This window comes from Janthinobacterium sp. Bl 1, from assembly GCF_058215535.1.
Window position 1 is genome coordinate 1,117,596 of the sequence record NZ_CM177086.1, and the last position, 25,917, is coordinate 1,143,512.

Consider the following 25,917-nt stretch of genomic DNA (forward strand, 5'->3'; position numbering starts at 1 on the left):
GCATCTTGTGCGCGACGGCCGGCGAAATGAGGAAGGCAAGACACGAATGGCAAACATACTCGTAGTGGATGATGAAATGGGTATCCGTGAGTTGCTCTCGGAAATTTTGGGCGACGAAGGACATGCTATCCAGCTGGCCGAAAATGCGCAGCAGGCGCGCGAAGCGCGTGCCGCCGGTGCGCCGGATCTGGTATTGCTGGATATCTGGATGCCCGACACCGATGGCGTCACCCTGCTCAAGGAGTGGCAGCGCGATGGCTTGCTGACCATGCCGGTGATCATGATGTCGGGCCACGCCACCATCGATACGGCGGTCGAGGCGACGCGCATCGGCGCCATGAACTTCCTGGAAAAACCGATTGCCCTGCAAAAACTGCTGAAGGCGGTCCAGCAAGGCTTGACGCGAGCCCAGGAAACCGTGCGCGCGCCGAGCGTGGCGCCGCGTCCCGTGGCGCCCGTGGTGGCAGAGGAAAGCAGCCATCCCGTGCCCAGCTTTGCCGGCAGCGCGCCGCAACAGCTGATGGTGCGCCCAGGCATCGCCGTACCGGCGGTGGCCGAAGGCCATGGCTACAACCTGTCGTTTGACTTGCCGCTGCGCGAGGCGCGCGATGCGTTCGAGCGCATGTATTTCGAACACCACCTGGGCCGCGAAGGCGGCAGCATGACCCGCGTGGCGGAAAAAACGGGCCTGGAACGCACCCATTTGTACCGCAAGCTGAAACAGCTTGGCGTCGAACCGGGCAAGCTGGCCAAGAAAGGCCTGTGACGTCAGTCGTACGGCGTCCGACGCCGCTGACCCTGGTCAGCGGTGGTCGCGCCGCCGAGCGCGAAGCGGCCATCGCGCAAGCCTTGCAGCCTGGCCACGCGACCGCCGTGATCCTTGAGGGTCTCGCCGACGGCAACGCCATCCTGGCCGACCTGGCTGAAGAAATTTCCCCTTCCTCATCGTTTCCATTGCAACTGTTGCGCATCGCGCCCGGTTGCCTGTGCTGCAGCGGCAATCTCGTATTGCGTGTAACATTAAATCGTCTGCTGCGCCATCCACCCGCGCGCCTGTTCATCAGCCTGGCCGACGCCTCGCATATCGAACAGCTGCGCACCTGGCTGACCGCCAGTCCCTGCGATGTCCTGCTGGCGCTGGAACCGGACTTGATTGTTTCCTCAACGTAGCTTCCTGATCGTCTTACCGCAGTCGCAGTTTGCATCTCGTTACAACTCTGTAGCCCGCAGGGTGGCATTGCCGCTTGAAATGGCGGCGTGGGAACCCCACCTCTGTCCTGAAACCGCAAGAGTTTCTCTTGCTTGAGCGAAGGATGCAAAATGAACCTGATCTATAACAGCGAACAATATAGCGTCGTGGAATTCGGCGTCGATGGCGACCTGGAAGCCCTGCGCTTTGGCGGCTATGAAATCGTCGACAAGGGGGGCAAGCGGGAAACGTTTATCGCCGGCATCCTTGCGCAAAACTTCCGCCGCGACGTTACGGAATTGATCGCCAGCGAACCAAGCATGGAAGAGATCGATGAATTCTTGGGCAGCTACGATTCCCTCATGAGCCAGCCCGTCCTGTTGCACTGATGTGATGGCCATCGCCGCCATACCAATCCGCCAGGCGGCGTGGTATGGTGGCCGTGTTATCCAGCTGCAAACAGACCATGTGCCAACTTCTCGGAATGAATTGCAATGTCCCCACGGACATTGTCTTTAGTTTTACCGGCTTCGCCATGCGCGGCGGCCACACCGATACCCACCATGACGGCTGGGGCATCGCCTTTTTCGAGGGCGCCGGCGTGCGCCATTTCGTCGACCACCAGGCAGCCATCGCCTCGCCCGTGGCCGAACTGATCAAACGCTACCCAATCAAGTCGCGCAATGTCATCGCGCATATCCGCAAGGCCACGCAAGGCCAGGTGGCGCTGGAAAACTGCCACCCCTTCGTGCGCGAACTGTGGGGCCGCTACTGGGTCTTTGCCCACAATGGCGATTTGAAGGATTTCAACCCCGTGCTGACGGGCAGTTACCGTCCCGTCGGCTGCACCGACAGCGAACGGGCTTTCTGCTACCTGCTGCAGGAATTGCACGTACGTTTTGGCGATGCCCCGCCGGCCTTGCCGCAACTGCATGCCGCCCTGGCGCAGTTGTTGCCCGGCATCGCGGCCCACGGCACGTTCAACATGATGCTGTCGAGCGGCGAGGCGCTGTTTGCCCATTGCTCGACCAGCTTGCACTATCTGGTGCGACAACATCCGTTCCCAACTGCTAAACTCTCCGATGAAGACCTGAGCGTGGACTTTTCCCAGGTGACGACGCCCCAGGACAGAGTGGCCGTGATCGTTACCCAGCCGCTGACGACGAATGAACAATGGACGGCGTTTGCGCCCGGCGAATTGAAATTATTTGTCGACGGGATGGTGCAAGACATGCCAGTGGCCTAATTTGTTGACGACAATACGCTGGATTGCTGCCAAAATACCCACAGCGCGGGCGGAATTCAGCTAAAGTATTGTCAATAGTGAACCTTGATGCGGGCGCGGCGCGGCCGGTGTCACTCGACGTGATTGATGAAGAGTTAATGATCGATATTTCCAGCAACGACATCACCCCGAAACCCTTGCGCGTGCGCGAGTTCTATCTGGGTCGACAACCTATCCTCGACCGCAACCAGGCCCTGTTCGGCTATGAGTTGCTATTCCGCAACGCTCCGGTCGGCCCCGCCAACATTACCAGCGACCTGTCCGCCACGGCGTCCGTCATCGCCCACGCCTCCCAACTGGGCATGGAAAAGGTCATTGGCGACGCGCTCGGTTTCGTCAACGTCGATGCCGACGTGATCATGAGCGACATCTTCGTCTTCCTGCCGCGTGAAAAAGTCGTGCTGGAAATCGTTGAATCGATGCCCGTCACGCCGGAAGTGCGCGCGCGCATCAGCGAACTGGTGGGCCATGGCTTCACTTTCGCGCTGGAAAACGTCGTCTCCGATACGGCGCAAGTGCAGGAACTGCTGCCGCTGGTGCAATACGTCAAGATGGACATGAGCACGGTCGACCCGAAAGTGCTGGCAGCGCTGGCGCCCCGTTTCAAGCAGGAAAACAAGAAACTGGTGGCGGAAAAGGTCGAGACGCGCGAAGAATTCAAGTCGGGCCTGGATCTGGGCTTCGATTACTTCCAGGGTTATTACTTTGCCAAGCCCGCCATAATGACGGGCAAGAAGCTGTCGCCGTCGCAACTGGCCGTCATGGAACTGATGACCCTGGTGACGTCGGACGCCGACAACATGGATATCGAGCGCGCCATCAAGCGCGACGTATCCCTGGCCCTGAACCTGCTGCGCCTGGTCAATACACCGGCCGTGGGCGCGCGCCAGCGCATCGATTCGCTGAGCCAGGCCGTGACCGTGCTGGGTCGCCGCCAGCTGCAGCGCTGGCTGCAAATCATGCTGTACGCGGAGCCAAGCAAGCGCGGCCATAGCATGACGCCGCTGCTGATGCTGGCTACCACGCGCGGCCGTTTGCTCGAATTGCTCGCGCATAAGCTGCGCCCGAACCACGCCCACTCGGCCGATATCGCCTTTACGGTCGGCATCATGTCCTTGATGGATACCCTGTTCGGCGTGCCGATGTCGGAAATCCTCAGCCAGATCGAAGTGATCGACGAAGTGGCTGAAGCCCTGCTGTCGCGCGAAGGTTTCTACGGCGACCTGCTGCGCCTGGCCGAATGCATCGAGCGCATCGAAGACATGGAAGGCGAGATCGTACCGACCTTGCGCGACCTGGCCATGTCGCCGGACGATCTGGTGGAGCTGGAAATGGCCGCCTACGAATGGAGCGATAACGTTGTAAGGTATGCGCTGTAGGTCGGATTAGGCCCAACGGGCCGTAATCCGACAACGGTGTTGRCSCGAATTAAAAAGCCCTGCACGGCGTCGCCGTAGCAGGGCTTTTTTACGCCGCTACGCGGCCGCGCCGGGCCAGTGCTTGTGCAGCTCTGGGTCGGTGCGCAGTTCCCACAGGGCCAGCACGACGACGGCGATACCGACGAGCAGCTCGTTCCACATGACGACGGGCTGATCGGCCAGCCGCAGGATCCACGGCGAGGCGGCGACCCAGACGCCGACGAGCAGGTTGACGACGACGGCCCAGAAATAGGTCTTGTACAGGTCGAAGGCGGCCAGCGCGGCGATCACCAGGCCCGAGACAAAGGCGTTGATCATCTGCGGCGAGCCTTCGGGATAGGAAAAGGCCCAGGGCGAGACGATCAGCCATAGGCCCAGCAACAGGATCACTTGGTCCTGCCAGCGTTTCAGTTTGAAGTTGGTTGCCATATATCCTCCTTAGCCAGTCAGGGAACGGGCCGGAGCGGGCATGCAGCATGCCGGCCGGCATACTGCGTTAGTGCGCTGCGGCGCGCGGAAAGTTCCGCGCGCCTCGTGCTGATATTATGACAGATTGGGCGCCAGCCAGCGTTCCACGTCCTCGATATTGGCGCCACGGCGCTTGGCCATGTCTTCCACCTGGTCCATGCCGATCCTGCCGACGACGAAGTATTTCGACTCCGGATGAGCGAAATAGAAGCCGGACACGGCTGCACCGGGGAACATGGCATACGATTCCGTCAGCTGCATGCCGATTTCCTCGGCCTGCATGACCTCGAACATCTGTTTCTTGACCGTGTGTTCGGGGCAGGCCGGGTAGCCGGGCGCGGGGCGGATGCCCACATATTTCTCGGCGATCATGTCGTCGTTGCCCAGATGCTCGTCCGGCACATAGCCCCACAAATCCTTGCGCACGCGCTCGTGCAGGTATTCGGCAAACGCCTCGGCCAGGCGGTCCGCCAGCGATTTCAACATGATGGACGAGTAATCGTCGTGCGCATCCTCGAAGCGCTTTTCGTATTTCTCGATGCCCAGGCCGGACGTCACGGCAAACATGCCGATGTAATCCTTCACGCCCGATGCCTTCGGTGCAATGAAGTCGGCCAGGCACTGGTTCGGCCGCTGCACGCCATCGACCACCGGTTTGACGCCTTGCTGGCGCATGCCGTAGTAGGTAAATGCCACGGTACTGCGCGTATCGTCCGTGTACACCTCGATATCGTCGTCATTGACGCTGTTCGCCGGCAGCAGGGACACGACGCCATTGGCCGTCAGCCAGCGCCCGTCGATGAGTTTTTTCAGCAAGGCCTGGCCTTCCGCGTACACCTTGGTGGCAGCGTCGCCCACCACTTCATCCGTCAGAATGGCGGGGAAGGGGCCGGCCAGGTCCCAGGTCTGGAAGAACGGGCCCCAGTCGATGTAATTGGCCAGGGTGGCCAGGTCGACGTTCTTGAACACGCGGCGGCCGATGAACTTCGGTTTCACGGGCGTGCAGGCGCCATCGAAGGGCACGACCATGCGGTTGGCGCGCGCTTGCGCCAGCGGCAGGATGGGCAGCGCCTTCTTGTTGGCGTGCTGCTCGCGGATGCGCGCGTAGTCGATTTCGATGTCTTCCACGTATTTGTCGCGCTGCTCGGGCGTCAAGAGCGACTGCGCCACGGACACGGAACGCGACGCGTCCGGCACGTAGATCACGGGGCCTTCGTAGTTGTGCGCGATTTTCACGGCCGTGTGGGCGCGGCTGGTGGTGGCGCCGCCGATCAGCAGGGGGATCTTGAGCATGCGGAAATGTTCGTCGCGCTGCATTTCCTTGGCGACATACGCCATTTCTTCCAGCGACGGCGTGATCAGGCCCGAGAGACCAATGATGTCCGCGTTTTCCACCTTGGCGCGGGCGAGGATTTCCGAGCACGGCACCATCACGCCCATGTTCACCACTTCGAAGTTATTGCACTGCAGAACGACGGTGACGATGTTCTTGCCGATGTCATGCACGTCGCCTTTCACGGTCGCCATGATGATCTTGCCTTTCGGCTTGGCGACGATGCCCGTGCGTTTTTCTTCCAGCAGCTTTTCTTCTTCGATAAACGGAATCAAATGGGCCACGGCCTGTTTCATCACGCGCGCCGATTTCACCACTTGCGGCAGGAACATCTTGCCTTGGCCAAACAGGTCGCCGACCACGTCCATGCCGGCCATCAAGGGGCCCTCGATCACGTGGATGGGGCGCCCGCCATTGTGCAGCAGTTCCTGGCGCGCCTCTTCCGTGTCTTCCACGATGAATTGCGTGATGCCGTGCACCAGCGCGTGCGACAGGCGCTCCTGCACCGTGCCTTCGCGCCAGGCCAGGGTTTGCGCTTCGGCCTTGCCGCCTGCCTTCAGGGTGCCGGCAAACTCGATCATGCGTTCGGTCGAATCTTCGCGGCGGTTCAGCACCACGTCTTCCACGCGCTCGCGCAGTTCCGGGTCCAGGTTGTCGTACACGCCGACCATGCCGGCGTTGACGATGCCCATGGTCATGCCCGCCTTGATCGCGTGGTACAGGAACACCGTATGGATGGCTTCGCGGGCTGGATCGTTGCCGCGGAAACTGAAGGACACGTTCGATACGCCGCCCGAGATCTTCGCGTACGGCAAGTTTTCCTTGATCCAGCGCGTGGCGTTGATGAAGTCGACGGCGTAATTGTTGTGCTCTTCGATACCTGTGGCGACGGCAAAGATGTTCGGATCGAAAATGATGTCTTCCGGCGGGAAGTCCAGCGCATCGATCAGCAGGTGGTAGGCGCGCGCGCAAATTTCGATCTTGCGCTCGAAGGTGTCGGCTTGCCCCTTTTCATCGAAAGCCATGACGATGACGGCCGCGCCGTAGCGGCGGCACAGTTTCGCCTGGCGCAGGAATTCCTCTTCGCCTTCCTTCATGGAAATCGAGTTGACGATGGCCTTGCCCTGCACGCATTTGAGGCCCGCCTCGATGACTGACCATTTCGACGAGTCGACCATGATGGGCACGCGCGAAATATCGGGTTCCGAGGCGATCAGGTTCAAAAAGCGCGTCATGGCGGCCAGCGAGTCGAGCATCGCTTCGTCCATGTTGATGTCGATCACTTGGGCGCCGTTTTCTACCTGCTGGCGCGCCACGGACAAAGCTTCGTCGTATTGCTCGTTCAGGATCATGCGCGCGAACGCCTTCGAGCCCGTGACGTTGGTGCGTTCGCCCACGTTGACGAACAGCGACGCGTCATTGACGACGAACGGTTCCAGGCCGGCAAGGCGCAAGTCGTGCGATGGGGCCGGCACGGTGCGCGGCGTGTTTTTCGACAGCAATTGCCCGATGGCGGCGATGTGCTCGGGCGTGGTGCCGCAGCAGCCGCCGGCCATGTTCAGGAAGCCCGCGTCGGCAAATTCACGCAGCAGGGCCGATGTGTCGGCTGGCAACTCGTCGAAGCCCGTATCGCTCATGGGGTTGGGCAAGCCCGCGTTCGGGTAGATGCACACGAAGGTGTCGGCGATCTTGGCCAGCTCTTCCGCGTACGGGCGCATCAGGGCGGCGCCCAGCGCGCAGTTCAGGCCGATCGTCAGCGGTTTCGCATGACGTACGGAATTCCAGAAGGCGGGCACGGTCTGGCCCGACAGGATGCGTCCCGAGGCGTCCGTGACGGTGCCCGAAATCATCAAAGGCAGGCGCACGACGGTCGGGTTTTGCTCGTAGAACAGGTCGATGGCGAACAGGGCCGCCTTGCAGTTCAAGGTGTCGAAAATGGTTTCCACCAGCAGCACGTCGGCGCCGCCTTCGACCAGACCCTGCGTCTGTTGCAGGTAGGCGGCCACCAGTTGATCGAAGGTGACGTTGCGCGCAGCCGGGTCGTTCACGTCGGGCGAGATCGACGCCGTCTTTGGCGTGGGCCCGAGGGCGCCGGCGACAAAGCGCGGCTTGTCCGGCGTGGAATACTTGTCGCAGGCGGCGCGCGCCAGCTTGGCCGCCTGCACGTTCATTTCATAGGCCAGGTGGGCCATGTGGTAATCGTCTTGCGCGATCGTCGTGGCGCCGAAGGTATTCGTTTCTATCAGGTCGGCGCCGGCCGCCAGGTAGCGCTCGTGGATTTCCTGGATGATGTGCGGCTGCGTCAGGGTCAGCAGTTCATTGTTGCCCTTGACGAACAGTTCGCGCGCGCCACTGTCGGCCGGCGCGGCGAAATCGATGAAGCGGCCGGCGGGACCGCCACGGTACGCTTCTTCATCGAGCTTGTACTGCTGGATGATCGTGCCCATGGCGCCGTCGAGGATCATGATCCGCTGCGCCAGAATGGCGCGCAAGGTGGCTTCGGTCGGGGACATGGCGGGGATCACGGTATCGTTCATTTCATGCTTTCAATAGGCAAACGGGCGGCGGCGCGGCGACAGGACTGTACGAGGCGGTTGCGGGTCAGCAGGATCAGCTGACGGAGTGTGCCGGCCGGGTAGGGCAGGCAGAAGGTGGCAATCGCCTGATTTCACCGGGTCTAAAATTATACGGCATCAGGCTGCTTTGGTTTTAAGCAAAAGCGGCCGTTCACCCCACGGCAGGCCTGCTTGCAACACATTGCAACACATCAGCTTGCGCAAAGCCTGCTTCTGAAAATTACATTCCTGAAAATCTTGCTCAAAACGTTAATTTTTGCATCAAAATTGGCAGGAAGATACGGCATCTAGGCTGTGGAAAAATTTCCACATTATTTGCGCCATCTCAGAATCTTTTTAATGAGTTGAATAGCAATAGCTGCCAAGGAAAATAATCTTGATTTAAGACAAGACAGAGTGACGCTAATAATTCCTAGAATAAAGCTTTCCAAGTAGATACTTTAACTATTATCAAAACCAATTGAATCAAAAGCATTAATAGTTGTCTTTGGGAATCGAATTAACCCATAATATGGGTTCTTCGAAATCACATTCTCACCAAAAGTCACCAATATGTCACATTTCTCCCGTGTCCTCCCCGGCATCGCGCTGCATCAACATGGTTGCCAGCCATGAAAAACCATCTGCTTGTAGCATTGTTTGTCGTGCTGGGCTTGTCCGCTTGCGGCGGGGGCGGCGGTGGCGGTGGTGACACGGTGGTGGCGACCACGTCGGGCAATCCCGCCGTGATTCCTGCCGTGACAGCTGTCTCGGCGGCGAATGTCGCCGTGGGCGGCAGCCTGGTGGTGACGGGTACGAATCTGAGCCGCGTGACGGCGTTCCAAGTGGGCGGCGTGAACGTTGCCGCCAGCGCCAGCAGCGACACCAGTGTGACCCTGGCCATGCCGGGCGTGCCAGTTACGGGCGCCTTGAGCGTGGTCAGCGCCAGCGGTACGGCGACCACCAGCTATAACGTGAACGTGTACCTGCCGCTGAGCGTGAGCAGTGTCGCGCCGGCAACGGGCGGCGTCGGCTCCAGCGTGACGATCGCGGGCGGCGGCATGGGCGCCGTGACGGCGGTGCAGTTCGGCAATGGCGCGGCGGCAACGCCGCAAAGCCAGACGGCCAGCAGCGTGACGGTGGTGGTGCCAACGGGCGCGGCGACAGGTGCGCTGACGGTGCGCGGTCCCTACAACGATGTGGCCAGCAGCGACACGTATACGGTCTTGGCAAACGTGGCAGTGACGTCGATCGCGTCGGCCGTCAACGGCGCGACCTTGTCGGTGACGCTGCAGGGCAGCAATCTCGACCAGGTCAGCTCGGCCACGGTGGGCAGTACGCCAGCCGTCATCGTCAGCGCCAGTGCCAGCCAGCTGGTGTTGTCCGCGCCAGCGTCGGCAACGGGCAGCGTGATGCTGTCGGCCGCTTCGCGCATCGCCGTGAATGCGGGCACGGTGTCGGCCTTTACCCTGGGCAGCATTGATTTCGCGCAGGTACTGAATCTGAATTCCAGCAATGCAGCCTTGCGCCTGACGCGCGGCAAGCCGGCCGCCGTGCGCGTGTCCGTGCTGGCCACGCAAACAGGCCAAGCCAGCCCGGCCGTGACCTTGAATGCGACGGCCGCCAATGGCAGCAACCTGGGCAGCATCACCATGAGCGGCCCGTCGGTCTTGCCGACGTCGAAAAGCGACTACAGTTTCAACGGCAATTTCAGTGCCGTCCTTCCAGCGGGCTGGATATTGCCCGGCGTGCGCGTGCGCGTGACGGCCGTGGGCAATGACGGCGTGCAAGTGAGCCAGGAAGCGGCGCCCGTGGTGGCCAGCCTGGCCAGGATCCGCCTGGTGCTCGTGCCCTTGAGCACCGATGATGGCGTGGCGCAACTGCCTGACGCCGAGGTGATCCGTGCCGCGCTGCTGCGCGTGTATCCGTATGCGGCGGAAAATATCAGCATCACCACGCGCGCTGCGCTGAGCATGCCTGGCAGCAGCACGGCCGACAGCTGGTGGAGCGATACCCTGGGCAAGCTGGAAAACCAGCGCGCGCTGGAAGACCGCGGTGCCTATTATTATGGTTTTGTGCCGAGAATGTCCTCGACGCGTGCCGCCGGCCTCGCCTACATCAACCGTCGCTGCAGCAGCAACGACTTCACGTCGGCCATCGGCCTGGACGCCAAGTTCAACAGCATTGCTTCCGTCGATCCGTTCGGCAATAGCTGGCCTGAATGGCTGACCACGCTTGTGCATGAGCTGGGCCACAACCACTCGCTGCAGCACGTTGCCTGCGGCGGTCCAGCCAACGCGGCCACCGACTACCCGTATGCGAATGGCGATCTGGGCCCGCAACCGTTGTACAACAGCAGCTATGCGGGCAGCATTGGCCAGTTGAGCAAGGCAGTCTATGGCAGCACGCCGATGAAAGACGTGATGAGCTATTGCAGCGGCGCCTGGTTCTCCGACTACAGCTATGTGCGCGTGCAGCAATTCCTGGAGAAACGCAGCACGCAGGTTACTGGCAGCAATGTGCTGGCCGCCAGCATGTCCGTGGCCGAGAATGGCTATCTGACGATTTCCGGCCGTATCACGCCAAACGGCGTAGCCTTGCGCCCAGCCGTTGCCTCGTCCACGCGTGTGGGCGCAGCGGCCAGCGGCAGCGGCCATGCTTATACCTTGCGCGTGTTGACGGCGCTGGGACAGACTATCGACTTGCCCTTCGATGGCGTCTCCCTGGCCGACCATGGCGGCAACGCCATGAGCCATTTCCGTGTCAGCTTCGCCAACCCGGGCGACATCAGCGACGTGCAAGTGCTGCAAAATGGCAAGACTTTGGCCAAGCTGGAGCGCCCGGCGCGCCGCAGCAAGGCCGCCGCCAACGATGCCACGTTCGATGCGGCACAAAGCGGCGGCAAGTTGGCGCTGGCATGGAATGCCGAGACGGAACCGTACGCCGCCGTGCTGCACGTGGCCGCCGATGGCCGCAAGACGGTGGTCGCCAGCGACTTGACGGGTGGCAAAGCCAGCGTCGACGTCAGCGCCTTGCCGGCCGGTGGCCGCTTCGAGGTCAGCCTGTCGTCGTCCGTGGGCGCACGCCTGATGAAGGTGCCGCGCCGCTAAGCAAGGGCGCTCGATGCAACAAGGGCTTGCCGCGGCAAGCCCTTTTTTTATGCGCGCAGGCATTGGTGCATAAACTGCACAGATCCTGTGCCTGGCGGGGGCTGCCATTGCCGCCGCCGTCTGCCTAGAATGGGACTTCATCCACTTGCGGAACATCCCATGCCCATCCTGAACCTGCGTTTATCCACGCCACCCGATGCGCGCCAGTCGGCCGCCATCGCCGCCACCCTGAGCCAATTGACGGCGCAACTGCTGCACAAGGCGCCCGAACTGACGTCCGTGGCGATCAGCCATCTTGACGCGGCGCACTGGTTTGTCGGCGGGCCCTCGTTGCAGGCGCAAGGCAAGGCCAGTTTTTTCCTCGATATCCTGATCAGCGATGAAACGAATACGGCGGCGGAAAAAGCCGCGTATATCGCCGCCGTGTTTGCCGCCATGCACGAGTATCTCGGCGCCTTGCATGAGGTCAGCTACATCCACGTGCACGACGCGCGTCAGGCGGCCTGGGGCTACGGGGGCTTGACGCAGCAGTTCCGCGCCGTGCGCAAGGCGCTGCAGCAGCAGGCCTGATCAATCCCAGCGGCGATTTTGATAGTGTTGCACGGCAAAATCGACGAAGACCCTGACCTTGGGCGACAGCTGGCGGCTGTGCGGATACAGCGCGTACAAGGTGCGTGGACGCAAGGTGTAGCCGGGCAAGACTTCCACCAGCTGGCCGCTGCGCAGTGCGTCGCGCACGATGAAGCCGGCGGCGCTGGCAATCCCCATGCCGCCCACGGCCGCTTCGCGCAGGGCAACACTGGTATTGGCTTGCAGGCTGCCGCGTACGGCCACCTTGTGGGCGGCGCCGTCAGCATCGGTGAACGACCATTCCGCCGGCTTCTCGCCAGAGGTGTACATCAGGCAATTGTGCTGCGCCAAGTCTTGCGGCGTGGCCGGATGGCCATGGCGGGCCAGGTAGGCGGGCGAGGCGACGGCCACCGTGCGGCTGCTGGCCAGCTGGCGCGCCACCAGGGTGGAGTCGGGCAAGCCGCGCGCCAGGCGCAGCGCCACGTCGAAGCCATCGTCGATCAGGTCGACGATGCGGTCATTGCAGACGAGATCGATGTGGATGTGCGGATATTGGCGGCTGAAATCGGGCAGCCAGGCGGCCAGTTCCAAGGTGCCGAAAGCCATCGGCGCATTGATGCGCAAGCTGCCGGACGGTTGCGCCTGGTGCATGGCGACGGCGCGGTCGGCCGCATCGAGGGCGTCGAGGATATCGCGGCTGGCCAGATAGTATTCCTGGCCGGCGGCCGTCAGGGCGAAGCGGCGCGTCGTGCGGTTGAGTAATTGGGCGCCCAGCTGGCTTTCCAGCTGGCGCACCTGGCGCGAGACGATGGAGTGGGAAATGCCCAGCGCGGCGCCGGCGGCCGTGAAGCTGCCCAGTTCCACGACGCGGCGCAGGGCGCGCAGGGCGGTCAGCTGGTCCATGGGCGCGTGCCGGTTTAAACGAAGCGCTTGCCTTCGAGGGGGAAGCCCTTGATGAACTCGGCTGCGGGCAGGCGCTTGCCACCCGGTTTCTGCAGTTCCGTCAGACGCAAGGAACCATTGCCGCAAGCCACGACGATGCCGTGCTGGGCGTCGGCCGCCAGTACCTGGCCTGGCGCTTCCTTGCTGTCCGCCTCGATCACCTCGGCGGCCCAGATCTTGATGGTGACGCCATCGACCTGGCCGCAGGCGCCGGGAAACGGATTGAAGGCGCGGATTTTCAGGCCCAGTTCCAGCGCCGGCAGGCTGAAGTCGAGCGCCGCTTCTTCCTTGGCGATCTTTGCCGCGTAGGTGACGCCCGCTTCCGGCTGAGGCACGGCTTCGAGCGGCTGTTGCTGCATCTTGCGCAGGGTTTCTACGATCATCTTGCCGCCCAGGGTGGCCAGCTTGTCGTGCAAGGTGGCGGTGGAGTCGCCCGCTTCGATGGGCGTGCGCTCGATGGCCAGCATGGGGCCCGTATCGAGGCCTTCTTCCATCTGCATGATGGTCACGCCCGTTTCATCGTCGCCCGCTTCGATGGCGCGGTGGATCGGTGCGGCGCCGCGCCAGCGCGGCAGCAGGGAACCGTGGATATTGATGCAGGGTTTGATGTCGAGGGTGCTGCGCGGCAAGATCAAGCCGTAGGCCGCCACCACCATCACGTCGTAGTCGGTAGCCAGCAGGCGCTCGTGGGCCGCTTTCGCTTCGGCGGCGCGCTGCGGGTCCTTGCTGTCCATGCGCAAGGACAACGGTTGCAGCACCTCGATGCCGTGCTGCTGGGCATATTGCTTGACGGCCGAGGCGTGCAGTTGCATGCCGCGTCCGGCAGGGCGGTCAGGCTGGGTCAGCACCAGCGGAATCTCGAAGCCCGCTTCGTGCAAGTCTTTCAGGGCCGTGGCGGCGAATTCAGGCGTGCCTGCGAAGATCACTTTCATATGGTTCCTTGACGTGAGGTGCGCAGGCCCGCGCCGAAGGCGCCAGGCTGGCGTGGTGTAACGACTACTGTTGCTGCTTAGTCTATCAGCTGTAGCTCAAAAACTCCTTGAACACCTTAGTAATGCGCACGCAAGCTCGCTTCGCGCTCGAGACCACGGATTTCCTTGATCATCTTGGTCTTGATGCGGTTGCGCTTGAGCGGCGACAGGTATTCGACGAATACCTTGCCCAGCAAGTGATCCATCTCATGCTGGATGCAGACGGCCAGCAAGCCATCGGCTTCCAGCTCGTACTGCTTGCCGTGGCGGTCCAGGGCGCGCACCTTGATGCGGGCCGGGCGCTCGACGCCATCGTAGACGCCAGGCACGGACAAGCAGCCTTCGTCGTAGACCTGCTTTTCTTCGCTGGCCCAGGTGATTTCCGGGTTGATGAAGACTTGCAGCTGGTTTTTCTCTTCGGTGGTGTCGATCACCATCATCTGGATATGTTCGTCCACTTGCGACGCGGCCAGGCCGACGCCAGGGGCGTCGTACATGGTTTCTGCCATGTCGTCGATCAGGGTTTGCAGGCGCGCGTCAAATTCGGTGACGGGCTTGGCGATCGTGTGCAGGCGAGGATCGGGGTAACGCAGGATATTTAATATGGACATACGGATTCGACTGGTTAAGGTGGGCGCCGGTGCGCCGGATTATTCATGCCTGGGCCATGCGGACGATGGCAGGGCTATTTTATTTTTGAGTACGCTACGGTTGGGCGCGTATGGCGCAACGGCGCGGCAGATGCGTTTGCCAGTGCGCGATTAGTTTGCTGCAAAGGGAAATTTTATCACAGACACCCATTTCCCTGTGGATGACGGGCCGTTTTGCACGGCCATTGCACGCACTGTTGCGCGCGTCGGTATCGCGTGCGCGCCGTGGCGCTAGCATGGGATGGCACAGTACACAGTGAGGTTGTCATGCATGCAATTGCAACGACGGCAGACACGGCCACGGAACTGGCGGGCTGGCTGCGCCTGCAGCACCTGCCCGGCGTGGGGCCTGTGGCGGCGCGTGCCTTGCTAGCCCGCTTCGGCCTGCCGCCGCAAATCTTTGCCACACCGTTCGAGGCCTTGCGCGAGGTGGTGCCGGCCAGCGTGGCGCGCGCCATCGTGCAGCCGTCCAAGCCGGTGGCCAACAGCCAGCTGGCGCTGACCCTGCAGTGGCTGGAGCGGCCCGGCAATGCCGTGCTGACCCTGGCCGATGCCGCGTATCCGCCACTGTTGCTGGAAATCGCCGATCCGCCGCTCTTGTTATATGTGCGGGGGCGGGCGGAACTGCTGTCGCATCCCGGCGTGGCCATCATCGGCAGCCGCAATGCCAGCGCGCAAGGCATGCAGAATGCGGCCGCCTTCGCGCAAGCCCTCAGTACGGCAGGCCTGACCATCATTTCCGGGCTGGCGCTGGGCATCGACACGCACGCGCACGAGGGCGGCTTGCGCGGCGCGGGTGCCACCGTCGCCGTGATCGGCACGGGCGCCGATCTGGTGTATCCACGTCGCAACCTTGATCTGGCGCAAAGAATTGCAGAGCAGGGCTGCATCGTCAGCGAGTATGCGCTGGGCTTGCCGGCCATGCCCGGTAACTTTCCGCGCCGCAACCGCCTGATCAGCGGCCTGGCGCGCGGCGTGCTGGTGATCGAGGCGGCGGCGCAGTCAGGTTCATTGATCACGGCGCGCCTGGCTGGCGAGCAGGGGCGCGACGTGTATGCCTTGCCCGGTTCCATCCACGCCACGCTGGCCAAGGGCTGCCATGCGCTGATCAAGCAGGGCGCCAAGCTGGTCGAGTCGGCCGATGACGTGCTGCAAGAGCTGCAGTGGCTGGGCGGTATTCCCAGCGCGCCGGCACAGGAGGAAGACGAGACGCCGCTGCTGGCCGCGCTGGGCCACGATCCCCTCGATGCCGATACCCTGGCCGCGCGCAGCGGCCTGGCCATGGGCACGCTGATGGCTGAATTGCTGGCGCTGGAGCTGGCGGGCCGGGTCGAACGCTTGTCGGGAGGACTGTTTCAACGCTGCAAATGACAGCTTGTCACTTGTGTGGCGGCCTTGCCGCACGGGCGCGCTTTGTCTGTGCGCACCCTTGTGTCTTAGCGAGCTTAGCTGCTAGAGTAGAGCCATGTTCGATATCCTGGTGTACCTCTACGAGACTTATTATCGCCCCGATGCCTGCCCCGAGCCGGCAGTCCTGGCGCGCAAACTGTCGGCCGTCGGTTTCGACGACGTGGAGATTTCCGAAGCGCTCGTGTGGCTGACGGACTTGAACGCCATGGCCGGCGTCGAACAAACCCTGACGGCCAGTTCCACGGGCACGCGCTTCTATGTGCAGCAGGAAAGCGATGTGCTGGGCACCGCTGCCATCGGTTTCATCCAGTTCCTCGAAAGCGCCAAGGTGCTTTCGCCACTGCAGCGCGAAATCGTCATCGAACGGGCGCTGGCGCTCGACGAGGCACCCGTTTCGCTGGGCAAGCTGAAAGTCATCGTGCTGATGCTGCTGTGGAGCCAGGGCAAGGAACCGGACGCCCTGATGTTCGACGACCTGTTCGTCGACGATGAAGACCTCCCGCCGCGCCTGCTGCACTAATATATAACCATATTCTTCGCTGCCTGTCCGACCCTGGCGCCACCGCCGCGCCATCCCCTTTACTATGTGTTGCACCGGCGCGCACGTCAGGCCATTGTGTTTGCGCCTGCGCATTCTTGCTTGCAGATAACTTGCCGAATTCTTCAATAGGCGCTTATCATTGGCCGCTTGACAAGACCACAAGTCACTGTGCCTTGCGCAGACAAAAGCGTCGGCGCCTGGCAATGCACTGTATGATGCGCATGCTGAAACTATCCTAGAGCATTTTTCGAGACTAAAAAATATGACAAAAACCCTCATCATCGCCGAGAAGCCTTCTGTCGCGAACGATATCGCGAAGACGCTTGGCGGCTTTACCAAGCACGATGAGTACTTTGAATCGGATGAATACGTCCTGTCGTCGGCGGTCGGCCACTTGCTGGAGATCGCCGTACCGGAAGAATTCGACGTGAAGCGCGGCAAATGGAGTTTCGCGCACTTGCCGATGATTCCACCGTATTTCGCGCTGAACCCGATCGCCAAGACGGAAGCGCGCCTCAAAGTATTAAACAAGCTGATCAAACGCAAAGACGTCACCACCCTCATCAACGCATGCGATGCGGGGCGCGAAGGCGAGCTGATTTTCCGCCTGATCGCGCAAAACGCGAAAGCCAAGCAACCGGTCAAGCGTTTGTGGCTGCAGTCGATGACGCCGGGCGCCATCCGCGACGGTTTCTCGCACCTGCGCAGCGACGAAGAAATGCTGCCGCTGGCCGATGCTGCCCGCTGCCGTTCGGAAGCCGATTGGCTGATCGGTATCAATGGCACGCGCGCCATGACGGCGTTCAATTCGAAAGAAGGCGGCTTCTACCTGACGACCGTGGGCCGCGTGCAAACGCCAACCCTGTCCATCGTCGTCGAACGCGAAGACAAGATCAAAAAATTCGTGCCGCGCGACTTCTGGGAAGTGCGCGCCGAATTCGTCTGCGCGGCCGGTATCTATGAAGGCCGCTGGCTCGACACGAAGTTCAAGAAGGACGAGAACGACCCCGAGAAGCGCGCCGAGCGCCTGTGGAGCAAGACGGCTGCCGACTCGATCGCCACCGCCTGCCGCGGCCGCCAAGGCATCGTCACGGAAGAGTCGAAACCGACGACCTCGATGGCGCCGGGCCTGTTCGACCTGACCAGCCTGCAGCGCGAAGCGAACTCGCGTTTCGGCTTCTCCGCCAAGAATACCCTGGGCTTGGCCCAGGCGCTGTACGAAAAGCACAAGGTGCTCACGTATCCGCGTACCGATTCGCGCCACCTGCCGGAAGACTACATGCCGACCGTGCTGCAGGCGCTGGAAACGGTCAAGGAAAACAGCAACTACCACCAGTTTGCCAAGCAGATCATCGACAAGGGCTGGGTCAAGCCGAACAAGCGCATCTTCGACAACACGAAGATCTCGGATCACTTCGCGATCATCCCGACGACGATCGCGCCAAAGAATTTGTCCGAGCCGGAACAGAAGCTGTACGACCTCGTCACGCGCCGTTTCATGGCCGTGTTCTTCCCGCCTGCGGAATTCCAGGTCACCACGCGCTACACGGAAGTGTCCGGCCATCAGTTCAAGACTGAAGGCAAGGTCATGACCAATCCGGGCTGGCTGGCCATCTACGGCAAGGAAGCGTCGACGGACGCCGACAAGGAAAGCAATGGCAACGGCAATCTGGTGCCAGTGGCCAAGGGCGAGAAAGTGCAGACGGAAAGCGTCAGCGCCAACGGCCTGGTGACGAAACCGCCCGCGCGCTTCACGGAGGCAACGTTGCTGTCGGCCATGGAAGGCGCCGGCAAACTGATCGACGACGACGAGCTGCGCGATGCAATGGCTGGCAAGGGCCTGGGCACGCCAGCGACGCGCGCGGCCACCATCGAGGGCTTGCTGACGGAACGCTACCTGATCCGCGAAGGCCGCGAACTGATTCCGACGGCCAAGGCATCGCAACTGATGACCTTGTTGAAAGGCCTGGGCGTCAATGAATTGACGGCACCGGAGCTGACGGGAGAGTGGGAATACAAGCTGTCGCAGATGGAAAAAGGCAAGATTTCGCGTGAAGAATTCATGCGCGAAATCGCGCAGATGACGCAAATCATCGTCAAGCGCGCCAAGGAATACGACAACGACACGATCCCCGGCGACTACGCGACCCTGGAAACGCCATGCCCGAATTGCGGCGGCGTGGTGAAGGAAAACTACCGCCGTTTCGCCTGCACCAAGTGCGAATTCTCGATGAGCAAGACACCGGGTTCGCGCCAGTTCGAAATCGCCGAAGTGGAGCAATTGCTGAAGGACCGCACCATTGGCCCGCTGCAAGGCTTCCGTTCGAAGATGGGCCGTCCGTTCGCCGCCATCCTGCGCATCGTGCGCGATGAAGAGATCAAGAATTTCAAGCTGGAATTCGATTTCGGCCAGAACGACGAGAGCGAAGATGGCGAAGGTGTCGATTTCACGGGCCAGACGCCCGTGGGACCTTGCCCCAAGTGCAACGCCGGCGTGTACGAAATGGGCCTGGCCTATGTGTGCGAACACAGCGTCGCCAAGCCGAAGACGTGCGACTTCCGCAGCGGCCGCATCATCTTGCAGCAGGAAATCTTGCCGGAACAAATGGCAAAACTGCTTAACGATGGCAAGACGGATCTGTTGCCGGGCTTTGTTTCCCAGCGCACGCGCCGTCCGTTCAAGGCTTTCCTCGTGCGCGGCAAGGATGGCAAGGTGAGCTTCGAGTTTGAAGAGCGCAAAGCCAAGCCGGGTGCCAAGACGAAGGCGGCCGCCGCCGAGGTCGAAGGCGAAGAAGGCGCGGCGCCAGCGAAGAAAACGGCCGTCAAGAAAGCGGCAGCCGTGAAAAAGGCGCCAGCGAAGAAAGCTGCGGCCGTGAAAAAGCCGGCCGCCAAGAAGGCGCCGGCGAAGAAAGCGGCAGCGGCCGAGTAATCGGGCGCCAGCCAAACAAAAGCCAGGGATGTCCCTGGCTTTTTTTACGTCCCGATTTTCTTGGCCTTAGTCTGACGCTTAGTCGAGATAGTCGGAATACTCGCGCTGCGCGTAGTTCTGCAAATTCGCCCATGGCTGCACCTTGCTGACCGTTGGCTGCAGCTTGACGTCGACCCGGCGGTAGAAGGTATTCGCGCGGTCGCCGCTTTCGATGATCAACGGAATCTGCTTTTGCTCATCCCACAGGATGCGCTGGAACACGCCATTCTTTTCCACTTCGCGCCAGCGCGCGCCCGTCACGTTTGACGCCTGCTTCGACAGCGGCATGGCGGCCACCAGTTTCGGGTCCAGCAGGTAAAAACTGTTTTCCCAGGAGCCGTCGAAATTGACGTTTTCGTACTCGGCCTTGGGGATGGCAACGACGATCTTGTCATGCGCATCGATGTATTCCACGCGCACGGTATTCTTTTCCAGCATCACGTGACGGGGGATCAGCACAGGATTGAAGTGCTTGTGTTCATGCTGCGTGGCCTTCAGTGCTACTTTCTTGTTCTCGCCGTGGTTGTGGCCCGCATGCGCGTCCGTCGACGGCGCCAGCACGCGCTCGACCCATACGTGGCCGGGGCGGCGCAGCATCTTTTCTTCGTAGCGGCTCTCGCGCGTTACGCCTTCCGGTGTCAGGACGCGGCTGTAATAGGTGATGCCCAGGTCCAGGTCGGCAGGAGCGGAAAGAGGAGCGGCTTGCGCGCTGGCGGCAAAGCCGGCAGCGAGGAGGACGGCGATCAGGGACGATTTCATGGTGTTGCCTTTACGTGCAGAGGGGCGGAGGGCCTACGCCATCCGCCCCGGTGGGGTTACCGTGTTGATGTGGATCAGAAGCCGAACGCTGCCTTCAGCAAGTCAAACACCTTGGTATTGTCCAGGGTGCCCTTGAAGGTCTTGGCGCCGGCGCCCGTGGCCAGCAGCTTGACGTCGCCGCCGCCGTGGGTTTCGCTGGCCAGGCGCACGCCTGTTTCTTGCAGGTAGTTGTCTTTCAGGGCCGTGGCGCTGTCGACGTTGCTGCGCAGGGCAGGGCGGTTCGGGCCATTGCCGAATACCAGGGTGGTGTAGGTATTGCCATCGGCATCCTTGCTCGGCTGGTTATCCTTGTAGCCGCGGTTGATGTCGAGGATATTGTTGCCGCGCTTGCCGTAGCCGTTGAAGGCCAGCGTGTGGTCATGGTCGGCCGTGACGACGATCAGGGTATTTTCCAGCTTCGGATCGGTTTCCCTGATCTTCGCGATGGCGGCTTTGACGGCGTCGTCGAAGGCGATGGTGTCCGTCAGCGCACGCTTGGCGTTGATGCCGTGCAAGGCGTGATCGATGCGTCCGCCTTCGACCATCAGGAAGTAGCCGTTCGTATTTTTCGACAGCAAGTCGATGGCCTTGAGGGTCATTTCCGACAGGCTAGGCTGGGTCGCGCCTTCGCCCAGCGGCGGCGTGGCTGTGCGGTCCAGTTCATATTCCAGGTGGCTGCGGGTGCTGTACAGGCCGATGAATTTCTTGCCGCTTGGCGCCGCCGCCATTTCCGCTTTCGTCGCGGCCACGGTGTAGCCCTTGGCGGCAAATTCCGTCAGCAGGTTGCGGCCATCGACGCGGCCGTATTTGTTGCTCGTCGACCAAGGGGTGAAGTGGTTGCGGCCGCCACCCATCAGCACGTCGACGCCATCGCCCAGCGCCGCGTTGTAGCCCGCGCCGCCTGGCGTCGCTTGCGCGGCGATCGCGTATTGCGCATTGCGGTTGCAGATGTGCGAGAACGTCGTCGCCGGCGTGGCGTGCGTCAGTTCCGTGGTGGTGATGGCGCCCACGGCCTTGCCCTTGGCTTTCGCCAGTTCCAGGATGGTCGGCACGCTCTTGCCGCCGGCCGGGCAATTGTCCACGCCCAGGTTGCCATTGGCGTCGCGGCCCGGTTCCTTGGCGATCGTCTCCTGCGCCATCGAGATGACTTCATTGTTCATCTTGACGCCGGTCATGTAGGCGGCCATCGATGGCGCGCTGTCCGTCGTTTGCGCATCGTTCGAGAACGTCTTGATGCGCGCCGTGCGCTCCAGCGTGTCCATCGTCAGGCTTCCGTCTTCGCCGTATTTGTAGATGCGCGACGCCGTCACGACGGACGGGCCCATGCCGTCGCCGAGGAAGAAGATGACGTTCTTGGCGTCGGCGGCGTAGGCGCTGGCAACGCTGGCGGCCACGAGCGTGGTCAGCAAGGAGAGTTTAAATGCAAGTTTCATGTGCTTGTCCAATGTTGATGTCTTGGGGATTACAGACCGCCGGCCGTCTTGACCAGGCCGAATACTTTGGTGTTGTCGATGGTGCCCAGGAAGGTTTCCGAACCCTTGCCGATGGCGCCCAGGAAGACGTCCGTGCCGCCGTGGGTTTCGTTGCCTGCCGCCGTGCGGATCACCGCTTCCTGGTGGTAATTGTTGGCGCTGGTGACGGTTTCATCGAGGCTGGCCATGGCGGCGCGGCTAGCTTGCGTGCGGTTTTCGCCATTGCCGAAGCCGATGATCGAATACGGTGCGCCGTCCAGGTCTTTCTCGACAGCGCCGGTCACATAGTTCTTCACCACGCCCAGTACGCCTGGGTTGCCGGCAGCCGTCTTGCCCGTGCGCTTGGCGTAGCCGTTCAGCACCAGGGTGTGGTCATGGTCGGCCGTGACGACGATCAGGGTATTGGCCAGGGTCGGATCGGTGAGCTTGGCTTTGTCGATGGCGGCCTTGATGGCGTTGTCGAACGCGACGGTGTCTTGCAGCGCTTTCTTGGCCGTCGTTTCGTGCAGCGCATGGTCGATGCGGCCGCCTTCGACCATCAGGAAATAACCCTTCTTGTTCTTGGCCAGCACGTCCATGGCCTTGGTGGTCATGTCCGCCAGGCTAGGTTCCTTGGCCGCATCGCGGTCCAGGTCGTAGCTCATGTGGCTGGACGTGAAGACGCCGAACAGGCGCTCCGTCTTGGCCGCATCGACGGCCTTGAAGTCAGTGGCGGTGTTGGCGACCGTGTAGCTCTTCGCTTTCAGCTCGGCCAGCAGGTCGCGGCCATCGGAACGCTTGCCGCCATCCTTGAACGGCTTGAAGAATTGCGCGCCGCCACCGAGGACGACGTCCAGGCCGGCCGTGCCCAGCGCGCTGTTGTAGCCCGTGCCGCCAGGCACCAGGGCCGCGGCGATATCGTTTTCCAGGTCGCGGTGGCAGATGTGCGCGTAGGTCGCGGCCGGCGTGGCGTGCGTCACGCGCGCCGTGCTGACGACGCCGGCGGCGAAGCCCTTGGCCTTGGCCAGTTCCAGCAAGGTGGTGGCGGGCGTGCCGTTGCCGGTGCCGCATTTGTTGACCAGCTTGTTGCCGTTCGCATCCGTACCCGGATCGATGGCGACCGTGTTGGCCGACATCGAGATGACTTCATTGTTCATCTTGACGCCGGTCATGTAGGCGGCCATCGATGGCGCGCTATCGGTCACTTGCGCGTCGTTCGAGAACGTCTTGACGAAGGCCGTTTCCGGCAGGGTGTCCATGGTCAGCGAACCTTCTTCGCCCACGGAATAGATGCGCGCGGCCGTCATGGTGGTCAGGCCCATGCCATCGCCGAGGAAGAAGATGACGTTTTTCGGCGGCGCTTCAGCCACTACCTCTTCTTTTTTTGCATCGCTGCCGCAGGCGGCCAGCATCAGGGTGATGGCGACGCTGCAGCCAGCGACGGAAATTTTTCTGCGTGTCATGTGGTTCATCCGGCTAGGTTTGAAAGAGCTGGCAAGATAACAATCCAATGTGACGCCATCATGACGCTGTGACACATTTGACACGTGGATGCGCGTCCGCGCGGCGTGTTGTTTTAGCGCACGTCCTCGGTGGAAAAGTACACCGTGCCGCGCAAGCGGGCCGTTTTTCCCAGTTGTGCGCGCAAGGCCGCTTGCAAGCTGGCGGCAGGAGTTTCCTGCACGCCGGTTTTCGCCACGACGACGTCGCCGTGCGGCGCATCCCGGGGGCTGGTCCAGGCGGCGATATGCTCGAAATCGGGGCGGCTGTCGATACGCTTGACGAGGAAGCGCTGCGTGCCGTCGCCCACCTGCAGGTAACGCGCGCTGGCGTGCGTGGCGGGGGCCGGCGACAGCTGGCGCATCAGCAGGACGCGCTCGACGATGATGGCGGCAGCGCCGTAGCCGGGTTCGGCTTTTCCATCCTTCTCGAAGTGTCCGCGGACTACCGTCGCCTGGAACTGGCGCAGCGGCAGCGGCGCGGCCGGCAGCAAGCGCGCCAGCTCGAAGTGTTCCGGTTCGAGGGTCCATAGCGCCGTATGTCCATCGAGCTGCCGGCGCAGCCGCGCATCGAGGACGGGGTCGGCCAGCCGCACTTGCAGCACCACCTGGTAATCGTGCGGCGCATGGAACATCGGCAGGTGCGAGGCATACAGCCCTTGCTTGCCGCCAAACAGCACCATGCCGTGCAGGCCCCAGGTCAGGGGCGCGGCGTGGGCGAGGCTGGAGGTGAGCAGGAACAGAGAAAGGAAGAGGGTGCGCAGCATGGGTTTCATCGATGAGTTGGAATGCAACGATGATAGGGGCGGTATCATGGACAGTACAGCAACCATTTTTCACTTTTTGTGTCCTGTTTGGAAATCATCATGAACATGAGCCTTGCCGACCTGCGCGTGTTTTGCAGCGCCGCGCGCCAGCCGACCCTGGGCGCGGCGGCGCTGGAATTGCACCTGACGCCATCAGCTGTGTCGAAAGCCTTGCGCCGTCTGGAGGGGGACATGGGCGCGCCCCTGTTTGACCGGAGCGGCAAGCAATTGCTGCTCAACGACAGCGGCCGTTTGCTGCTCGAGCGTGCGCGCACCTTGCTGGCGCTGGCCGAACAGGCGCGCCTGGACGTGATGGGCGAGCGGGGCGCCATCGATGGCCGCATCGCCGGCCCCGCCTTGCTGCTGTGGCGCCACGCGGACACCCTGGCGGCGGCGCTGGACGCCTATCCGCAGGCCAGCGTGCGTTTGCAACCGGCTTTCGAGGATGCGGCGCTGGCGGCCCTGGCGCGTGGCGATTGCCATGCGGCACTCGTAACGCAGGACGCCATCGCCCGGCGCGGCGCCGACTGGCCCGCCACCTGGCACAGCACGGCGCTGGGCAGCATGCGCATGCTGCTGGCGGCCGGGCGCGGCCATGTGCTGGCGCGCGGCGTGCCGGCAGCCTGCGCCTCCGTGCGCTGCGGCATGCAGGATGTCTCGCCGCACGCCTTCGCCAGCCCGACGCACTCCTTGCTGTGCGGCGAGGAGCGTGGCCGCCATGCCGATGGCTGGCGCGGCGTGGCCGGGCGCACCATCCGCTACTGGAGCGACGATGTGCAGTTGCTGTTGGGCTATGTGCAGTCCGGCCGGGCGCTGGCCTACCTGCCCGACTTCGCCGTGCGTGCGCACGATTTGCTGCAGGTCGAACTGGCCGGCAGCGTCGATTGCAGCGAAAAAATCCTGCTTGTGTGGGATGGCGCGCTGGCGGGGGAGTGGCTGCACGCCTTGGCGCGGCAGTTGGCAATTCATCCGAATTGAGCAACAAACTATTGCGCTTTAACGGGTTTTTCTACCGGATTGAGCAACGTAAGATGCAGTCATCCCAATCATCTTGTGAAGGCAGATCATGTTCTCCAAAACCATCAGCAGCGTTCTTGTTTCCACCGTGTTTGCCGCCGGCGCCGCCTCGGCCGCCGCCAGCGCTCCTCTGACCCTGGAAGTATTCAATCCGGGCGAAGAGGCCATCTTCCCCGTCGCTTCCGTGCTGGTCGCGGGCAAGCATGACGCCGTGCTGATCGATGCGCAGTTTTCGCGCGCCGAAGCGCAAAAGCTGGTGGAGAAGATTCGCGCCAGCGGCAAGAAACTGACGACCGTGTACATCAGCCACAGCGATCCCGATTTTTACTTTGGCCTCGACGTGATCAAGGCCGCGTTCCCGCAGGCGAAAATCGTTGCCACGCCTGAAACCGTCGCGGAAATTCGCCGCAAGGCTGACGCCAAGGTCGCCTACTGGGGCCCGATCCTGAAAGACAATGCGCCGAAAAGCATCGTCATTCCGGAAGCGTTGACGGGCAAGCGCATCGCCCTGGAAGGCCAGTCGCTGGACATCGCCGGCCCGACGCCAGCGCGCACCTATGTGTGGATTCCATCGATCAAGGCCGTCGTCGGCGGCGTGGTGCTGTTTGGCAATTTGCACGTGTGGACGGCCGATACGCAAAGCGCGCAATCGCGCCAGGACTGGCTCAAGACCCTCGACGGCATCGCCGCCCTGAAACCCGTCACCGTCGTGCCTGGCCACTTCAAGGTCGGTTCGCCCCTGACGCCGGACAGCATCGGTTTTACGCGCGACTACCTGGTGACGTTTGAAGAGGAAACGGCCAAGGCCGCCAATTCGGCCGCCCTGATCGAGGCGATGAAAATGCGCTATCCGAAGCTGGGCCTCGATGGCGCTTTAGAAACCAGTGCAAAAGTCGCCAAAGGCGAAATGAAATGGTAAGCGGCAACCAGGAGGCT

21 protein-coding genes are annotated in these 25,917 nt (G+C 62.1%); 12 read left to right on the forward strand and 9 right to left on the reverse strand.

The genetic code is table 11. From position 1 onward, the window contains the following. The first annotated feature begins 46 nt into the window (after positions 1-46). The 5 genes from AC4BCN_RS05085 to AC4BCN_RS05105 all read left to right on the forward strand — a co-directional run bounded on the left by AC4BCN_RS05085 (position 47) and on the right by AC4BCN_RS05105 (position 3,853). Positions 47-766 carry a response regulator gene (locus AC4BCN_RS05085; RefSeq protein WP_128141245.1) on the forward strand — a complete coding sequence of 240 codons (720 nt, stop codon included), beginning with the start codon at positions 47-49 and terminating at the stop codon, positions 764-766. After that, entirely contained in the window at positions 763-1,170 is a 408-nt protein-coding gene (locus AC4BCN_RS05090) for a GTPase (protein WP_490492716.1), read from the forward strand. The genes AC4BCN_RS05085 and AC4BCN_RS05090 overlap by 4 nt, the downstream gene beginning before the upstream one ends. A 150-nt stretch (positions 1,171-1,320) precedes the next feature. After that, the gene (locus AC4BCN_RS05095; protein ID WP_034749313.1) at positions 1,321-1,578 is read left to right on the forward strand and encodes a BTH_I0359 family protein; all 258 of its coding nucleotides are present in this window, start codon (positions 1,321-1,323) and stop codon (positions 1,576-1,578) included. A 77-nt stretch (positions 1,579-1,655) separates the two neighbouring features. After that, a complete protein-coding gene (locus AC4BCN_RS05100) occupies positions 1,656-2,435 on the forward strand; it encodes a class II glutamine amidotransferase (protein WP_490492717.1) in 780 nt (259 codons plus the stop codon). A gap of 137 nt (positions 2,436-2,572) precedes the next feature. Next, complete coding sequence (locus AC4BCN_RS05105) at positions 2,573-3,853, forward strand: EAL and HDOD domain-containing protein (RefSeq protein WP_035824533.1); 1,281 nt, start codon at positions 2,573-2,575, stop codon at positions 3,851-3,853. Positions 3,854-3,949: 96 nt separating this feature from the next. Here the strand turns inward: AC4BCN_RS05105 and AC4BCN_RS05110 are convergent, their stop codons facing one another. Then, the gene (locus AC4BCN_RS05110; RefSeq protein ID WP_128141248.1) at positions 3,950-4,321 is read right to left on the reverse strand and encodes an SPW repeat protein; all 372 of its coding nucleotides are present in this window, start codon (positions 4,319-4,321) and stop codon (positions 3,950-3,952) included. A 114-nt stretch (positions 4,322-4,435) separates the two neighbouring features. Then, on the reverse strand, positions 4,436-8,230 hold the full coding sequence (metH, locus tag AC4BCN_RS05115) for a methionine synthase (RefSeq protein WP_490492718.1): 3,795 nt from the start codon (positions 8,228-8,230) through the stop codon (positions 4,436-4,438). A gap of 650 nt (positions 8,231-8,880) precedes the next feature. On the opposite strand from metH, the gene AC4BCN_RS05120 reads away from it, so the two are divergent. Together AC4BCN_RS05120 and AC4BCN_RS05125 are read left to right on the forward strand one after the other, a co-directional pair. Then, complete coding sequence (locus tag AC4BCN_RS05120) at positions 8,881-11,358, forward strand: IPT/TIG domain-containing protein (RefSeq protein ID WP_490492719.1); 2,478 nt, start codon at positions 8,881-8,883, stop codon at positions 11,356-11,358. A 159-nt stretch (positions 11,359-11,517) separates the two neighbouring features. Beyond that, a complete protein-coding gene (locus AC4BCN_RS05125) occupies positions 11,518-11,928 on the forward strand; it encodes a tautomerase family protein (RefSeq protein ID WP_490492720.1) in 411 nt (136 codons plus the stop codon). Here the strand turns inward: AC4BCN_RS05125 and AC4BCN_RS05130 are convergent, their stop codons facing one another. The 3 genes from AC4BCN_RS05130 to def all read right to left on the reverse strand — a co-directional run bounded on the left by AC4BCN_RS05130 (position 11,929) and on the right by def (position 14,452). Beyond that, positions 11,929-12,831 (reverse strand): LysR family transcriptional regulator, encoded by a 903-nt coding sequence (locus AC4BCN_RS05130; protein WP_490492721.1) that lies wholly within the window; start codon positions 12,829-12,831, stop codon positions 11,929-11,931. It abuts the gene before it with no gap. A 14-nt stretch (positions 12,832-12,845) separates the two neighbouring features. Continuing rightward, positions 12,846-13,802 (reverse strand): methionyl-tRNA formyltransferase, encoded by a 957-nt coding sequence (fmt, locus tag AC4BCN_RS05135; RefSeq protein ID WP_058050246.1) that lies wholly within the window; start codon positions 13,800-13,802, stop codon positions 12,846-12,848. 116 nt (positions 13,803-13,918) lie between these two features. Continuing rightward, complete coding sequence (def, locus tag AC4BCN_RS05140) at positions 13,919-14,452, reverse strand: peptide deformylase (protein WP_490492722.1); 534 nt, start codon at positions 14,450-14,452, stop codon at positions 13,919-13,921. 306 nt (positions 14,453-14,758) lie between these two features. On the opposite strand from def, the gene dprA reads away from it, so the two are divergent. From dprA to AC4BCN_RS05155, 3 genes are all read left to right on the forward strand, one after another. Next, on the forward strand, positions 14,759-15,862 hold the full coding sequence (dprA, locus tag AC4BCN_RS05145) for a DNA-processing protein DprA (RefSeq protein ID WP_139091754.1): 1,104 nt from the start codon (positions 14,759-14,761) through the stop codon (positions 15,860-15,862). Between the two features lie 94 nt (positions 15,863-15,956). Further along, on the forward strand, positions 15,957-16,421 hold the full coding sequence (locus AC4BCN_RS05150; RefSeq protein ID WP_034749287.1) for a Smg family protein: 465 nt from the start codon (positions 15,957-15,959) through the stop codon (positions 16,419-16,421). A 283-nt stretch (positions 16,422-16,704) separates the two neighbouring features. Beyond that, positions 16,705-19,371 (forward strand): DNA topoisomerase III, encoded by a 2,667-nt coding sequence (locus tag AC4BCN_RS05155; RefSeq protein ID WP_034749282.1) that lies wholly within the window; start codon positions 16,705-16,707, stop codon positions 19,369-19,371. Between the two features lie 78 nt (positions 19,372-19,449). Here AC4BCN_RS05155 and AC4BCN_RS05160 read toward each other — a convergent pair whose 3' ends face one another. The 4 genes from AC4BCN_RS05160 to AC4BCN_RS05175 form a co-directional block, all read right to left on the reverse strand. Beyond that, positions 19,450-20,169, reverse strand: a complete 720-nt coding sequence (locus tag AC4BCN_RS05160) for a hypothetical protein (RefSeq protein ID WP_456148465.1) — start codon at positions 20,167-20,169, stop codon at positions 19,450-19,452. A gap of 74 nt (positions 20,170-20,243) precedes the next feature. Next, a complete protein-coding gene (locus tag AC4BCN_RS05165) occupies positions 20,244-21,641 on the reverse strand; it encodes an alkaline phosphatase (RefSeq protein ID WP_490492723.1) in 1,398 nt (465 codons plus the stop codon). 29 nt (positions 21,642-21,670) lie between these two features. After that, positions 21,671-23,122: an alkaline phosphatase gene (locus AC4BCN_RS05170; protein ID WP_139091752.1), complete on the reverse strand. Its 1,452-nt coding sequence runs from the start codon at positions 23,120-23,122 to the stop codon at positions 21,671-21,673. Positions 23,123-23,235: 113 nt separating this feature from the next. Then, on the reverse strand, positions 23,236-23,925 hold the full coding sequence (locus AC4BCN_RS05175; protein ID WP_223279002.1) for a hypothetical protein: 690 nt from the start codon (positions 23,923-23,925) through the stop codon (positions 23,236-23,238). A 99-nt stretch (positions 23,926-24,024) separates the two neighbouring features. Here AC4BCN_RS05175 and AC4BCN_RS05180 point away from each other — a divergent pair, with 99 nt between their 5' ends. Both AC4BCN_RS05180 and AC4BCN_RS05185 read left to right on the forward strand, forming a co-directional pair. Beyond that, positions 24,025-24,942: a LysR family transcriptional regulator gene (locus AC4BCN_RS05180; protein WP_139091751.1), complete on the forward strand. Its 918-nt coding sequence runs from the start codon at positions 24,025-24,027 to the stop codon at positions 24,940-24,942. Positions 24,943-25,030: 88 nt separating this feature from the next. Next, the gene (locus AC4BCN_RS05185; protein WP_139091750.1) at positions 25,031-25,900 is read left to right on the forward strand and encodes an MBL fold metallo-hydrolase; all 870 of its coding nucleotides are present in this window, start codon (positions 25,031-25,033) and stop codon (positions 25,898-25,900) included. Positions 25,901-25,917: the final 17 nt, after the last annotated feature.